The following is a 13,473-nucleotide window of genomic DNA, read 5'->3' as shown; positions in this document are numbered from 1 at the left end:
GGGTCATACGGGGCGGCGCCCGACCCCTCCGGGCGTCGCCGTCCTGGGTGGTCAGCCGCCGAGGCGGCCGGCCGGCTTCGCACGTCCTCGTCCTTCTGGTTGATGCGCGGGACCGGATGCTGGAGCGGGAGACTCCGACACCCGGTCCCGACCCCCGCGATCACCTCCCCAGTACCCCGTCGGACGCCCGGGCATGCGTCGCCTCGAGAGATCCGGTGGCGACCAGCCCGGACGGGACGGCCGTGCGAGGCTGGCGCCACGGAATGTCGAACGAACTGCCCGCCGCAGGAAGGCGGTCGCCATGACCGACGAGAAGCTGCACGCGTATCGCGACAAGCGAGACACCGACGCTTCGGGCGAACCGAGCGGGAAAGGCAGCGCCCCGACGTCGGACGACCGGCCCGTGTTCGTGGTCCAGCGGCACGACGCCTCGCGCCTGCACTTCGACCTGAGGTTCGAGATCGCCGGGGTGCTCGTGTCCTGGGCGGTACCGAAGGGACCCTCCGTGGACCCGCGGGAGAAGCGGCTCGCGGTGCGCGTCGAGGACCATCCGCTCGACTACGCGGACTTCGAGGGTCGGATCGGGGAGGGTTACGGCGAGGGCACCGTGATCGTGTGGGACACCGGCCCGTACGAGAGCCTGACCCAACGGGACGGCGAGCCGATCGACGCGGACGCTGCCGTACGGGCGGGGCATCTCAAGGTGAGGCTCCACGGCTCGAAGCTCACCGGGGCGTTCGCCCTCACCCGCACCGGCTCACGGGACGGCAAGGAGCAGTGGATCCTCGTCAAGATCGACGACGACGGTGCTGATCGCCGCCGGCGCCCGACCTCGACGCAGAACGAGTCGGTGCTGACCGGCCGCACGAACGAGGACCTGGAGGACGAGTGAGCGAGTGAGGACGTGCGGTCGGCCGGGTCTCGTGCATCACGCCGGCCGTCAGCTCGGCGGGTACGGCCGTTGCTGGAGGAGCGTCGCGAGGTGCGTGGCCGCGAGCGCGGCGTCGCGTGTGCTCTGCACGGTGGCGGACGGGGACGGGTCCACGTCTCGGTAGTCGGTCGATCCCATCGCCTCACCGACCCAGTACGTGCCGGCGTTGGGCGGGATGCTGAAGCCGGTGTCGTTGAGGCACTGCAGCACCTCGGCGACGACGTGGTGGGCGCCGTCCTCGTTGCCGACGGCGGCCACCAGCGCCACCTTGTCGTAGGTGAGCATGCGGCCCTGCTCGTCGGTCTCGCTGATCTCGGCGTCGAGGCGCTCCATCGCCATCTTGCAGACCGACGACGGCTGTCCCAGCCAGATGGGGGTCGCGACGACCAGGACGTCGCTGTCGAGGAGCTTGGCCCGGATCGGCGGCCAGGCGTCGCCGTCGCCCTCGTCCGTGCTCACACCGAACCTCACGTCGTGGTCCACGACGCGCACGACCTCGCCGGTCACTCCGAGCTGCTCCAGCTCGTCGAGCACCTGACGACCGAGCAGGTCCGAGCTCGACGGCGCCGGTGAGGGCTTCAGCGTGCACACGAGGACGAGCGCTTTCAGTGAGTTGCTCATGGCACCGGGGTACCCGCCAGCCGACGGCATCATGCGTGCGGCACCGTCGGGCAGAGCGACCGTCACGTCGACCGCAGACGCTCCAGCAGGGGACCGGCCGCCTCGTCGAGGAAGCGGTCCTGGTCCTCGTCGCCGACCTGGACGATCGCGACGTCGGTGAACCCGGCGTCGACGTACGCGCGGATCGCGTCGGCAGCGCGGTCCAGGTCGGGCCCGCACGGGATCGACGCGGCGACGTCCTCGGGCCTGACGAACTGGGTCGCGCCGGCGAATCCGGCCGGTGTCGGCAGGTCGGCGTTCACCGACCAACCACCGGCGAACCATCGGAACTGCTCGTGTGCGCGTTTCACGGCCGTCTCCTCGTCGGGGTCCCAGCAGATCGGGATCTGGCCGATCGCGCGCGCTCCGTCGCCGACCCGCGGGGCGTCGGGGACGTCGTTCCACCTCGTGACCAGGGACGGGTCGGGTTCGACCCCGATGAGGTGGTCGCCGAGCGGCGCGAAGGTCTCGATCGCACGGCCTCCCGCGACCGCGATGCCGATCTCGACGGGATCGTCCGGCAGGTCCCAGATCCGCGCCGAGTCGACCTGGAAGTACTCGCCGCGGTGGTCGACCAGCTCCCCGGTGTGCAGGGACCGAATCACGCCGACGGCCTCGGCCAGCTGGGCGTGACGGTCCCGGATCGCCGGCCAGCGCTCACCCACGACGTGCTCGTTGAGGTTCTCCCCGCTGCCGAGACCGAGGACGAACCGTCCCTCGGCGAGGATCTGGAGCGTCGCGGCCTTCTGCGCCACGATCGCTGGGTGGTAGCGCAGGGTCGGGCATCGATGCGTCGAATGTCGGGACCGGCCGAATCGTCTGCCGCCTCGGTGGGTACGGGAGTGTCGTCCGACCACCAACAGGAGGTACGAGATGAAGGCCGTCACGTGGCAGGGACGCAAGGACATGCGGGTCGAGGAGGTCCCCGACCCCGTCATCCAGCAGCCGACGGACGCGATCGTACGCGTCACGAGCACCGGGTTGTGCGGCTCGGACCTGCACCTGTACGACCCGCTGGCTCCGTTCATGACCCCGGGCGACATCGTCGGGCACGAGCCGATGGGCGTCGTAGAGGAGGTCGGCCCGGAGGTTCGGGACCTCACGGTGGGCGACCGCGTCGTGGTGCCGTTCAACGTCAGCTGTGGCTCGTGCTGGATGTGTGAGCGCAACCTCCACAGCCAGTGCGAGACCACCCAGAACCGCGACCAGGGGACGGGGGCGAGCCTGTTCGGCTACAGCAGCCTGTACGGGCAGGTGCCGGGCGGGCAGGCCGAGCTCCTGCGCGTGCCGTTCGCCGACTTCCTCCCGGTCCGTGTGCCGGAGGGGCCGCCGGACGAGCGCTTCCTCTACCTCTCCGACGTCCTGCCGACCGCGTGGCAGGGCGTGGAGTACGCCTCCGTGCCCGAGGGCGGGACGCTGCTGGTGCTGGGTGCCGGCCCGATCGGTGACATGGCAGCGCGGATCGCTCTCGAGCGGGGTGTCCGGGTGATCGTGGTCGACCGCGTGCCGGAGCGGCTGTCCCGGGTCGTGGCGCGGGGCGCGGAGACCATCGACCTCGCGGCCTGCGACGACGTGGCCGAGCGGGTGCGGGAGCTCACGGACGGCCGCGGCGCCGACAGCGTCCTCGACGCCGTCGGGATGGAGGCTCACGGGTCGCCGGTCGCGGAGCTCGCCCAGAAGGGCCTGAGCCTGCTGCCGAAGAGCGCCCAGGCCGCCGTGATGACGAAGGCCGGAGTCGACCGGCTCGGCGCGCTCCACACGGCCGTCGACGCGGTCCGGCGTGGCGGCACGATCTCGATCTCGGGGGTGTACGGCGGCGCTGCCGACCCGATGCCGATGATGCAGCTGTTCGACAAGCAGGTGCAGCTGCGGATGGGCCAGGCGAACGTGCGGGCGTGGACCGACGACATCCTCGATCTGCTGGGGCGCGACGACGACGTTCTCGGTGTGGAGGAGTTCGCCACCCACCGCCTCCCGCTCGACGACGCGCCCCAGGCGTACGCGAGCTTCCGTGAGAAGCAGGACGGGATGGTCAAGGTCGTGTTCAAGCCGTGACGGCGACCCGCCCCACGGCACGGCGGCGGGCCTGGCCCTTCGACGACGGGACGCGGTCGTGAGGATCGCGGTGACCGGAGCCAGCGGGAACGTGGGCAGCGCGGTCGTGCGACGACTGCGTCGGGCCGGCCACGACGTCGTGGGCGTGGTCCGCAGACCGGGGGGCCAGCCGATCGACTGGGTCGTGGCCGACCTGTCGCGCGACTGCCACCAGGTGCTGGTCGACGCGTTCCGAGGCGCGGACGCCGTGGTGCACCTGGCTTGGGGGTTCCAGCCGACGCACCGGCCCGACTACCTGGAGAGCCTGGGCGTCGGTGGAACTCGCAGGATGCTGGACGCGGTGAGCGAGGCCGGGGTGCGGCACGTGGTGCACCAGTCGTCGATCGGTGCGTACGCCCCGCGCCGCGACCGGGCTCCGGTCGCCGAGGACTGGCCCACGACCGGGATCTCCTCCTCGCCCTACAGCCGGCACAAGGTGGCCGCGGAACGGCTGCTCGACGCCTTCGAGGCGCGCAGCGAGACGATCGTGACCCGGATGAGACCGGGGATCATCGGCCAGTCCTCCGCCGGGTCCGCTCAGCTGCGGTACTTCCTTCCCACCGTGGTGCCGGCGGCCGTCCTGCGTCGCGTTCCGGTGCTGCCGCTGGACCGGGACCTCACGCTGCAGGTCGTCCACGCCGACGACGTGGCCGAGGCGATCGCCCGTGCTCTGGAGTCGGAGGCGCCGGGTCCCTTCAACCTCGCGGCCGATCCGGTCCTCAGCCGTGACGACGTCGCGACGGCACTCGATGCCGTGCCTCTGCACGTCCCCATGCCGGTGCTGCGCGCGGTCGCGGACCTGTCCTGGCGGGCGCGCCTCCAGGGGGTCGACCCCGGATGGGTCGATCTCGCGGCCACCGTGCCGATCCTCGACACCTCGAGGGCCCGCAGCGTGCTCGGCTGGGCTCCCGCGCACACGGCGCCGTCGGTGCTGGCCGAGATGATCGAGGGCCTCGCGGCGGCCGACCACGGACCCAGCCCGGTTCTGCGCCCACGCACCGTCCTCGACGGTGTGCGCCGGGCATGGCGGAGGGGCCCGGTCGCTCAGCGGCGCAGGCCTTGATCGTGCTCCGCTTCGGCGTCCGCCGGTGCCGGGCCCGCGTCTTCTGCGGCGGTTCGTGGTCGGCGGCCTCCGGCAGGTGATTGACTGGGCGCCATGAAGCTGCTGCCGGGCCTGGGGACGGTGTGACCCCGTTGCGCACCGAACCCACCCCGGCGTCCACCGCGCCCACCCGGCCGCGGAACCGTCGGCAGCTCATCATCGACGCGGCCGGGCGGGTCTTCAACGAGCGCGGCTACCACGCGGCCTCGATGGAGGAGATCGCCCTCCGGGTCGGGATCACCGCCCCGGCGCTCTACCGGCACTTCCCGAACAAGTACGCCCTCTTCAGCGAGTGCGCGAACTTCATGGCCGACGGACTCGTCGAGGCCCTCGATGCGCTGCCTGACGACGCGAGCGTCGAGGAGCTCATGATCGCGGCGACCCGGGTGACGATCGCCCACCGTGACACCGGCGGCGTGTACCGGTGGGAGGCGCGCTACCTGAACGCCGACGACCGGCGGGTGCTGCGCCGCAAGTTCGGGCACGTCCTCGACCGGGTGGCGGTCGCGGTGCAGGCCGAGCACGCCGTCTCCGACGGTCACCTGCGGGCCGCGGCTGCGCTCGGCGCGATCGGGTCGATCACCACCCACCGGACCCGGATCTCCTCGCAGCGGGCCGAGGCCCTCCTGGTCGAGGCGTCGACCCGGGTCGTGGAGGCGGACCTGCGTCGGGCGGCGCCGTCGTCGGCGGTGGGGGTTCCGGCGCAGCCGGTCGCGAGGACCCGTCGCGCGCAGATCCTGGCGGCAGCGATCCCGCTGTTCGAGCGCGACGGGTTCGCGAACGTCTCGCTGGGCCGGATCGCCGAGTCCGTCGGGATCGTCCCGTCGGCCATCTACCGCCACTATCCCGGCAAGGTCGACATCCTGGCCGCGGCGTGCATGCAGGCTGCCGGTCTGCTGTCGCAGGCGGTGGAGCAGGCGCTCACGGGCTGTGCCGATCCCGAGGACGCCGTGGTCGCGCTCGCGGCGACCTACGTCGCGTACAGCTTCGAGCACCGCGCGCTCACGAGCGTCGCCGAGGCGGAGCTGGCCGGTCTCCCCGCCGAGCTCCAGCGTCCGCTGATCCTGGCGCAGCGCGAGCACATCGCGATCTGGGAGCAGCAGCTGCGCGCCGTGCGGCAGGACCTCAACGGCCGGCAGGCGCGGGTGCTGGTCCACGCCGGGCTGGGAGTCGTCGTGGAGGCCGGCCGGCGGCTGCACTGGGAGGACACCGACGAGCACCGCCGCACGGTCACCGCGCTGCTGGTCTCGGCGTTGGGGATGCCGGGGGACCGACTGCCGGCAGGTGGGCCCTAGCCTCTCCGAGCACGGCTCGGACCCACCCGCCGACGACGGTCAGACGCCCGGTCGGTTCATGTCGGGAATCGTGATCGCCGTCGTCGTGCCGGACTCGCCCCGGTTGAGGAACGCCATGGCGATGGCGCGCACGAACTGGTCGAACATGTAGAACGTGCGGGGCATGATCGGCAGGAGTCCCTCGCGGAAGGCGATGTAGGTCGGCCAGCCCGCCCGGATCACCCCGGCGGACACGTAGTCGCGGCGCAGCCCGAGCCAGTCGCCCACGTCGTTGCCGAGCTGGTAGCGCACGAACTCGTTGAGGAACCCGCGCGTGACCCCGAGGTCGATCTGCGCCGTGAGCCCGAGCAGCACCTCCGCGAGCTCCTTGCCTTCCGGCGTGGGGGCGAGGATCGGGGTGAGGACCTGCTCCGACTGGGCGTGGGCCGCGGCCCAGGTGGCCGGGATGTACTCGTCCCGCACGCCGAGAAGGTGGAGCGAGACCTGCCACAGGTGCAGGAACGCCTCCTCGTCGGCCGGCGACATCGGGACGCGCCAGTCCTTGAGCTTCTTGTGCGCGAACGTCCCGGTGCTGTGGAAGGTGACGAGGATGTCGGCGTTGCTGATCGGGATCTCCTCGTCGGCGACCGCGCTCCAGTACGGAGAGTTCGGCAGCATGTGGCGGACCGCTGCGTGCACCATCCGGGTCTTGTTCGCCGTCACGAGCATCTCGCCGTTCGGCTCGAAGGCGTTGATGTCGCTCTGGTCGTAGCCGAACGTGAAGGTCTTCGCCGCGCGGTCCTGCATGTCGGCGCCGCCCTTCGACCAGTAGACCGAGCGGGCCTCGCGGGGGATCACCGTGCTCATGATCCCGCCGCCGATCCCGTAGATCATGAAGAGGTACGTGTCCTTGCGGCGGTTGAAGTCGGCTGCGCGGCGGAGCTTGGCGACGTCGGCCCACGGTGGCAGCTGCGTGGCGTCCTCGAGGAACGCGGCGAGCTCCGGCGGGAGGCCGGACGGCACGGGCTGGTGGTTGTGGACCCACGACTCGATGGCGTTGTTCACCGACGGGACCTGGCCGTTGTCGATGACCGAGGCCATGATCCGGTCGATGTCGTCGTCCCACACCCACTGCGGGTCGACTCCCGAGCCGCTTCCGGACACGGACGCCGACGGCGACCAGGACCAGGCGGCCGACGGGTTGACGACGCTCGCGAGTCCGAGCGCGGCTCCTACCGTGAGCACACGGCGTCTGTTGATCTCGGGCACGTGATCCACCTCTCCTCCAGAAGGGGATGGGCATCACCGCCGCCGCGATCGTGCTCGCTGCTCCGGTCCCCGCAACCATCCACCATTTGTGTGATTCGCCATTAACATAGAGGTGTGAGCGACATCACGCAACCCCGAGATGCACGCGTGTGTTCCTGCCGACAGGGTGGGCTAGAACGCTGAAAAGACAACGATCGGCGCCCGGACGGCCCGTTCGCCAAGGAGCGGATGATCCTTCAGCGAGATCAGAAAGAACGAGCAGAAGGATTCACTTCGTGCGTGCTCCGGTGCGGCGGTGATCGCTCAGGGCAGGCTGATCGCTCAGGGCAGGCTGATCGCTCAGGGCAGGCTGATCGCTCAGGGCAGGAAGGGGTCGTCCATCGCGTCGAACTGGATGGCCGCCTGGATGTGCTCGGCGTGCTCCCGCGCCTCGCGCCCGCCGAGCAGTCCGCGCAACGGCGCGATCGCTGCGTCGTCGCCGAGGACCCCGGCGTACCAGCCGGCGGTGCTCGTCGGTGCGAGCGCGGGCAGTGCGGACTCGAGCTCCCCGGTGTCCAGCCGCAGGGCCGTTGCCGTCGCGAGGAGGTCGATCTCGAACGGCAGGCCGTCCGGGTGCCCGTCGGGCCGGACCCGCAGGACCGCCCGCGAGGACGAGTCGAAGAACGCGAGCGAGCCGCGGAAGGGTGCGACGGCATGGAAGTACGGGCCGAGCGTGGCGTGCACCGAGTCCATCAGGTCACCGAGCCCACGCTCCGCGGCCTTGGCGAGCGGCCCGCGCAGCTCGTCGTGCTCCCGCGCCAGCCGCGCCGCCCGCGCCTCGGCTGCCCGGGACGCCTCGAGCTTCGCCTGCATCTCGTTCGGGCCCATGTGCGGCATCGTCAGGCCTCGCTCTCGGTCGCAGGCGCCGGTTCGGTGGGGGCGACCGGCCGCAGCGCCTCGGCCGGGACCACCGTGTACGCGGTCCACATCATGGGCCGGCGTCGCCGCCCGTGTCGCGTCATCAACGCCGCGCGCAGGCGGTACGCGACGGTGAGCCCGCCGCGGTCGGCCAGGGGCGGCACGAAGACCTGCTCGTCGACGACCGTCTCGCCCGGCTCGACGGTCTCCTGGGTCTCGAGCAGCGTGACCGTGTGGGCGACCAGCTCGTCCCGCGTCGCCCGCGACGGCGTGGCCGGAGAGCCGTCAGCCTCCTCGGCCCGGTCGTCCGGCGCCGGCGGCGACCAGACCGCCGGGCCGTCGTCCCACGCTCCGCTGGTCAGGCGCGTCACCAGCACGTTGGGTGGGGAGGTCAGGTCGACCTTGGACAGCCCGGCGTTGGTGAACGCCAGCCGGACCACCAGCGCAGGCTCGCCGCTGAAGGTGTGGAGCCGGGCGTCGACCGTCAGCTGTCCACGGCGGTGGAACGTGCGACCGCGGAAGAACTTCCAGTACGTCCAGACGCCGCCGACGGCGATGGCGACGATCTGGACGACGTCCGCCGCGGCGTCGATCCACAGACGCGCCTGTCCACCGTCCACGGTCGTCCCCCTCGCCGTTCGCACCACGCCGTCGAGGGACAGTCTGGCGGCCCGGCCGGCCGGCCGCTGGGTTTCTCCACGACGACCGACCGGCCGAGCCTGCTCAGACCAGCAGCCGCAGCTGCGACGCCGTCGCCAGCGTCGTGCCGTCGGGTGACCAGACGTGGATCGTCTCGGTGAGCCAGCCGTCCGCCCCTGCGTGGGTCGTCGTGGCTCGGACGAGGACCCAGTCGAACACGGTGGTCGCTGCCTCGGGCACGAACCGCACGCTCGTCCGGACCGTCGGGACCGGTCGCGGTGCCGCCAGCACCGCCGCGTACGAGGGGGCGAGCGCGTCCGCCAGGACCAGCAGGCGCTCCCACGGGTCCTCGACGGGATCGGTCAGGCGGATCCACGCGCACAGCTCGGGTGCGTCCGCGGCGGAGAACGGCAGGCGCGCGGTCGCGGGACGGATCTCGAAGCGCGTGGCGATCGGGACGAGCTCCGGGGGGATCGCGAAGCGTTCGGCGTTCGCCACCGGCCGTACGTCGGTCGGTCGCGGCTCGGCCCACGCGGCCGGCCCTCCCGGCGCCCGTGGGTCGAGCGGTGCAGCCAGCACTGCGGTCGCGTGGGCGGCCGGGCGCTCGCCGCTCGTGGCGGCGGCGGACGCGAGCGTGAGGGCGCGGCCCGTGTGGGCGATCGCGGTGTCGAGCTGCGGACTCTCGGTGATCGGCCGGACGAGGTGCGCGGTGACCTCGACGGGCCTGAGCGCCCGAGCAGCTGCGCTCCGCATCGCGCGCAGCAGGAGCGCGGTCGTGAGCCCGCCGTGCAGTCCGCCGAACCCGTGGAACGCCCGCAGGTCGACCTCGCCCGTGCGGGCCAGCGCGTCGGAGAGGGTCGGGGCGGCGAGGGTGGTCATGCGCGCCTCCGCTCGACGGCTGTGCCTGCGGCGAGCACGGCGACCACGGCGGTGACCCACCAGGCCGCCCGGAACGCGTCGGTCCCGGCCGCGCTGCCGAGGACGGCGACCACGATCGCGACTCCGACGGCGATCCCGATCTGGCGTGCGGTCGTCAAGACGGCGGAGCCGGTCGAGAACCGTGTCGGTGGCAGGTCGCCCGATCCGAGCGCGACGGCGGTCGGGACCGTGAGCCCGACCCCGATCCCGGTGAGCAGGATCCCGGGTAGGAACCCCGTCACGTAGCTTCCCGCGCCGTCGGCCAGGAGGGCCCACGCCGCCACGCCCGTGGCGAACACCATGGCGCCGGCCGTGACGGTCGGTCGTGCACCGATCTGCGCGACCACCCGCCCGGCGCCGACCGCGACGAACGGCACCAGCAGCGGACCCGGCGCGATGCCCAGGCCCGTCTCCAGGGCCGAGTAGCCCCAGACGTCCTGCAGCCACAGCACGGCGGACAGCAGCATCGCGCCGAACGCGACGTGGAACACGAAGAGGCTCGTGCTCATCGCCGCGAACTGAGGCACCCGCAGAAGCGTGACGTCGACGATCGGCGAGGCGGACCGTACGATCAGCCGCCCGTTCACGCCCACCCCGACGGCGGCGAGCGCGAACAGGCCGAGCGTGGCCGGCGACGACCAGCCCCACTCCGGCCCGTTCACCAGCGCGGTCACGAGCGCTGCCACGGTGGCGACCAGCGCGAGCGCGCCCGCGAGGCCCGGCCGGCGGTCCGGGTGCCGTGGGGTCTGGGGGAGGACCCGCATCCCGATCACCAGCGCCGCGACGCCGACCGGGATGTTGATCAGGAACACCCACCGCCAGTCGGCGTGCACGAGCAGTCCGCCGACCACCGGTCCGAGCGCCGCGCCGAGCCCGCCGAGCCCCGCCCACAGTCGTACGGAGCCCGCGCGGCGCTCGGGAGGTGCGGTGGCGATCACGAGGCCGAGCGACGACGGGATCATGAGCGCCGCGCCGACGGCCTGCACGACCCGGAACGCGACCAGGCTCGCCAGGGTCGGGCTCGCGGCACACAGGGCGGACGCCGCCGTGAACAGCGCGAGACCGGCGAGGAAACCGCGTCGGGCGCCGATCAGGTCGCCGATCCGGCCGGCCGGGACGAGCAGGGCGGCGAACGCGATCGTGTACGCGTTCAGCACCCAGGAGAGGTCGGAGAGGTCGGCGACGTCCATCGCGGCGGCGATGTCGCCGAGCGCGACGTTGACGATGAACAGGTCGAATCCGGAGAGCAGGACGCCGACGGCCACGATCGGCAGGACCAGCCGCTGTGCCGTTGGTCGAGGAGTGGTCAGTTGTGTCATGCAACGCACACTAGACCTAGTGCGTTGTTTGAAGCAACGCACTAGGCTGGCGGCATGCGCCGCACCAGCTTCGAGGACATGAACTGCTCGATCGCCCAGAGCCTGGAGATCGTCGGCGAGTGGTGGACCCCGCTGATCCTGCGCGACGCACTCATGGGGGTGCGCCGCTTCGAGCAGTTCCAGAGCCGGCTCGGGATCGCCCGGAACGTCCTGGCGACCCGGCTGCAGACGTTGGTCGAGCGCGGCGTGCTGGAGGAGGTCCCGTACTCCGACCGTCCGGTCCGGCACGAGTACGTCCTCACCGAGATGGGGCGCGAGCTGTGGACCGTGATGACGATGCTGCTGCAGTGGGGCGACCGCTGGCTCGCACCCGACGGCGCCCCGGTCGAGCTCGTGCACGACACCTGCGGCGAGGTCGTGCACGCCGAGCTGATGTGCTCGGGGTGCGGTGAGGCGCTGCAGCGGTCGGAGGTGTCGCTCCGGCACGGGCCGGGTGCTCCGGACGGCGGGATCCTGCTGACCGACGACGGGTGAGCAGGAGGCAGAGTCCGCACGAGGCGTCGACGGCCGTACGGCCGTACGGCCGCGGCTGAGGCGCTAGGGTCGTGCGCCGACGACGCATCCGGTGGGAGGACCGATGACCGAGGCCGTGATCGAGAGGCCGGACCCTGCCGGGATCGCCCAGGCCGAGGCGCTCGCGCGCCGGTGGCTGCCGGCGTTCCTCGCAGGCCGGCGCGCGCCGGAGGACGTGTACGCCGACGCCGTCAGCACCTGGCACAACACGGGGGAGTGGGAGGCGGCGATCGAGCGGACGCCGTCGCGTGCCCGTCGGGTGGCCGACGGGGCAGACCTGAGGGTCGAGGACGTACGGGTGCGGATCTTCGACGGCGGGTGGGTCGTCCAGTCCCGGACGGTCGGGACGAACCCGGAGGGCGAGCCCGTCCGGATCGCGTCCTGCCTCGTGGTGACGGTGCGCGACGGGCGGATCGCCCGCTTCGAGGAGTACGCCGACTCGCGCGCGACCGACGCGCTGTTCGCTGCCGGCGGCTGACCGGCGTTCAGAGAGAGCCCTCGCGTGGTCGCGCCGCACGACCCCGTCTCGCCGACGGGGTCGTGCCGATCGCGCCGAGATGGGTGCTCCTGAACGAGTCCGGCAGCTTCAGGCCGTACCCGAGAGCGCGATCGACGCCGACGTGGAAGGCCCACGCGCACGCGACGACGCCGACGGCCGTCGAGGCGACCGGATCCGCCGGTGCCACGACGACCGCGGCAACCGCAGCCACGGCGGGGGCGACGAAGTTGTGGACCAGGTTGTACGTCGTGGCGCCGACGGCGGACGACCGCAGGTAGCCGAGCATCGAGAGGTCGAAGGCGAGGAACGCCGCGAGGACCACCCACCACCAGCCGGGATACAGCACGACGGCCGCGGTGAGGGCGAGGAGAGCGGCCGCACCCGCCTCGAGCCGCTGGGTGACCCGGATCTGGGTGGGCATCGGCTCAGCCGAGGAAGGCGCGCAGGGCCGCGTTGACGTCGTCGGCGTGCGTCCACAGCAGCCCGTGCGGCGCGCCCTCGATCTCGACGTAGGTCGCGTCGGGCAGCAGCTGGCGGAACCGTCGGGCGGTGGCGTCGATGGGAAGGATGTTGTCGGCCGTGCCGTGCAGGATCATGGTGGGCTTCCCGCTCTCGCGGACCGACTCGACGTCCGCCCGGAAGTCCTCGATCCAGGAGTCGACGACGGCGTAGGCCGCCACCGGTGCACTGGAGACCGCGACGTTCCAGCTGGCGGTGACGGCGTCCTGGCTGATGCGTTCGCCGAGATTCTCGTCCAGGTTGTAGAAGTCGGAGAAGAACTGCGAGTACCACGCGTAGCGGTCGTCCTTCGCCGCTGCCTGGATGCCGTCGAAGACCTCCTGCGGTACGCCGTCGGGATTGTCGTCGCGGACGGGGAGGAAGGGCTCGAGCGAGGCGAGGAACGCGAGCTTCGCGACCCGCTCGTGGCCGTGGCGTGCGACGTACCGAGCCAGCTCTCCGGTGCCCATGGAGAAGCCCACCAGCACGACGTCGCGGAGGTCGAGGGTCTCCATCACGGTGTCGAGGTCGGCCGCGAACGTGTCGTAGTCGTAGCCGGAGCCGACCTTCGAGGAGCGGCCGAAGCCGCGGCGGTCGTAGGTGATGACGCGGTATCCCTCGGCGAGCAGCTCGCGTGCCTGACGCTCCCAGCTGTGGCCGTTCAGGGGGTAGCCGTGGATGAGGACGACGGGCTGGCCCGTTCCGTGATCCTCGTAGTAGAGCTCGATCGGGGTGGTGTTCTCTTCCCCGACGGTGATGAGTCCCATGATGGTTCCTCTCGGTGTGCTCGTTGGTCTCTT

At 71.9% G+C, this 13,473-nt stretch carries 15 protein-coding genes; 6 read left to right on the top strand and 9 right to left on the bottom strand.

What is annotated here, in order from left to right; translation table 11 throughout:
* Window positions 1–301 precede the first annotated feature (301 nt).
* Window positions 302–892: a DNA polymerase ligase N-terminal domain-containing protein gene (locus CLV56_RS01685; protein WP_039368804.1), complete on the top strand. Its 591-nt coding sequence runs from the start codon at window positions 302–304 to the stop codon at window positions 890–892.
* A gap of 48 nt (window positions 893–940) precedes the next feature.
* Here the strand turns inward: CLV56_RS01685 and CLV56_RS01680 are convergent, their stop codons facing one another.
* Complete coding sequence (locus CLV56_RS01680; protein ID WP_039368906.1) at window positions 941–1,552, bottom strand: flavodoxin family protein; 612 nt, start codon at window positions 1,550–1,552, stop codon at window positions 941–943.
* 62 nt (window positions 1,553–1,614) lie between these two features.
* Entirely contained in the window at window positions 1,615–2,499 is an 885-nt protein-coding gene (locus CLV56_RS01675) for a TIGR03557 family F420-dependent LLM class oxidoreductase (RefSeq protein WP_281254171.1), read from the bottom strand.
* Between CLV56_RS01675 and CLV56_RS01670 the strand changes: the two genes are divergently transcribed.
* The 3 genes from CLV56_RS01670 to CLV56_RS01660 all read left to right on the top strand — a co-directional run bounded on the left by CLV56_RS01670 (window position 2,465) and on the right by CLV56_RS01660 (window position 6,082).
* Window positions 2,465–3,646 carry a zinc-dependent alcohol dehydrogenase gene (locus tag CLV56_RS01670; RefSeq protein ID WP_039368801.1) on the top strand — a complete coding sequence of 394 codons (1,182 nt, stop codon included), beginning with the start codon at window positions 2,465–2,467 and terminating at the stop codon, window positions 3,644–3,646. The two genes, CLV56_RS01675 and CLV56_RS01670, sit on opposite strands and share 35 nt — an antisense overlap.
* 70 nt (window positions 3,647–3,716) lie before the next feature.
* A complete protein-coding gene (locus CLV56_RS01665; RefSeq protein WP_245857511.1) occupies window positions 3,717–4,748 on the top strand; it encodes an NAD-dependent epimerase/dehydratase family protein in 1,032 nt (343 codons plus the stop codon).
* A 131-nt stretch (window positions 4,749–4,879) separates the two neighbouring features.
* Complete coding sequence (locus CLV56_RS01660; RefSeq protein WP_039368901.1) at window positions 4,880–6,082, top strand: TetR/AcrR family transcriptional regulator; 1,203 nt, start codon at window positions 4,880–4,882, stop codon at window positions 6,080–6,082.
* Window positions 6,083–6,121: 39 nt separating this feature from the next.
* On the opposite strand, the gene CLV56_RS01655 is transcribed toward CLV56_RS01660, so the two are convergent.
* The 5 genes from CLV56_RS01655 to CLV56_RS01635 form a co-directional block, all read right to left on the bottom strand.
* Complete coding sequence (locus CLV56_RS01655) at window positions 6,122–7,330, bottom strand: oxygenase MpaB family protein (RefSeq protein WP_039368898.1); 1,209 nt, start codon at window positions 7,328–7,330, stop codon at window positions 6,122–6,124.
* Window positions 7,331–7,687: 357 nt separating this feature from the next.
* Window positions 7,688–8,197 (bottom strand): hypothetical protein, encoded by a 510-nt coding sequence (locus tag CLV56_RS01650; protein WP_100414287.1) that lies wholly within the window; start codon window positions 8,195–8,197, stop codon window positions 7,688–7,690.
* Window positions 8,198–8,208: 11 nt separating this feature from the next.
* Window positions 8,209–8,847 (bottom strand): hypothetical protein, encoded by a 639-nt coding sequence (locus CLV56_RS01645; protein WP_039368792.1) that lies wholly within the window; start codon window positions 8,845–8,847, stop codon window positions 8,209–8,211.
* A 103-nt stretch (window positions 8,848–8,950) separates the two neighbouring features.
* A complete protein-coding gene (locus tag CLV56_RS01640; protein ID WP_100414286.1) occupies window positions 8,951–9,745 on the bottom strand; it encodes an acyl-CoA thioesterase domain-containing protein in 795 nt (264 codons plus the stop codon).
* Complete coding sequence (locus CLV56_RS01635) at window positions 9,742–11,103, bottom strand: MFS transporter (RefSeq protein WP_039368789.1); 1,362 nt, start codon at window positions 11,101–11,103, stop codon at window positions 9,742–9,744. The genes CLV56_RS01640 and CLV56_RS01635 overlap by 4 nt, the downstream gene beginning before the upstream one ends.
* 54 nt (window positions 11,104–11,157) lie before the next feature.
* On the opposite strand from CLV56_RS01635, the gene CLV56_RS01630 reads away from it, so the two are divergent.
* Window positions 11,158–11,637, top strand: coding sequence for a winged helix-turn-helix transcriptional regulator (locus CLV56_RS01630; protein WP_039368786.1), 480 nt, complete (start codon window positions 11,158–11,160; stop codon window positions 11,635–11,637).
* A 103-nt stretch (window positions 11,638–11,740) separates the two neighbouring features.
* Window positions 11,741–12,154, top strand: coding sequence for a nuclear transport factor 2 family protein (locus CLV56_RS01625; protein WP_100414285.1), 414 nt, complete (start codon window positions 11,741–11,743; stop codon window positions 12,152–12,154).
* Between the two features lie 7 nt (window positions 12,155–12,161).
* Here the strand turns inward: CLV56_RS01625 and CLV56_RS01620 are convergent, their stop codons facing one another.
* Window positions 12,162–12,596, bottom strand: a complete 435-nt coding sequence (locus CLV56_RS01620) for a DUF4260 family protein (RefSeq protein WP_039368783.1) — start codon at window positions 12,594–12,596, stop codon at window positions 12,162–12,164.
* A 4-nt stretch (window positions 12,597–12,600) separates the two neighbouring features.
* Window positions 12,601–13,440: an alpha/beta fold hydrolase gene (locus CLV56_RS01615; RefSeq protein ID WP_039368779.1), complete on the bottom strand. Its 840-nt coding sequence runs from the start codon at window positions 13,438–13,440 to the stop codon at window positions 12,601–12,603.
* Window positions 13,441–13,473 lie beyond the last annotated feature (33 nt).

Source organism: Mumia flava (assembly GCF_002797495.1).
GTDB classification, from domain to species: domain Bacteria; phylum Actinomycetota; class Actinomycetes; order Propionibacteriales; family Nocardioidaceae; genus Mumia; species Mumia flava.
Note: the sequence above shows the minus strand (reverse complement) of the source record. Positions and strands in the feature narration are given on the sequence as shown.

What these genes read in the sequence shown, in the direction of transcription:
- CLV56_RS01685 (WP_039368804.1), top strand. Translation starts at nt 302, where the DNA reads ATGACCGACGAGAAGCTGCACGCGTATCGCGACAAGCGAGACACCGAC.
- CLV56_RS01680 (WP_039368906.1), bottom strand. Translation starts at nt 1,552, where the DNA reads ATGAGCAACTCACTGAAAGCGCTCGTCCTCGTGTGCACGCTGAAGCCC.
- CLV56_RS01670 (WP_039368801.1), top strand. Translation starts at nt 2,465, where the DNA reads ATGAAGGCCGTCACGTGGCAGGGACGCAAGGACATGCGGGTCGAGGAG.
- CLV56_RS01675 (WP_281254171.1), bottom strand. Translation starts at nt 2,499, where the DNA reads ATGTCCTTGCGTCCCTGCCACGTGACGGCCTTCATCTCGTACCTCCTG.
- CLV56_RS01650 (WP_100414287.1), bottom strand. Translation starts at nt 8,197, where the DNA reads ATGGGCCCGAACGAGATGCAGGCGAAGCTCGAGGCGTCCCGGGCAGCC.
- CLV56_RS01640 (WP_100414286.1), bottom strand. Translation starts at nt 9,745, where the DNA reads ATGACCACCCTCGCCGCCCCGACCCTCTCCGACGCGCTGGCCCGCACG.
- CLV56_RS01635 (WP_039368789.1), bottom strand. Translation starts at nt 11,103, where the DNA reads ATGACACAACTGACCACTCCTCGACCAACGGCACAGCGGCTGGTCCTG.
- CLV56_RS01630 (WP_039368786.1), top strand. Translation starts at nt 11,158, where the DNA reads ATGCGCCGCACCAGCTTCGAGGACATGAACTGCTCGATCGCCCAGAGC.
- CLV56_RS01625 (WP_100414285.1), top strand. Translation starts at nt 11,741, where the DNA reads ATGACCGAGGCCGTGATCGAGAGGCCGGACCCTGCCGGGATCGCCCAG.
- CLV56_RS01620 (WP_039368783.1), bottom strand. Translation starts at nt 12,596, where the DNA reads ATGCCCACCCAGATCCGGGTCACCCAGCGGCTCGAGGCGGGTGCGGCC.
- CLV56_RS01615 (WP_039368779.1), bottom strand. Translation starts at nt 13,440, where the DNA reads ATGGGACTCATCACCGTCGGGGAAGAGAACACCACCCCGATCGAGCTC.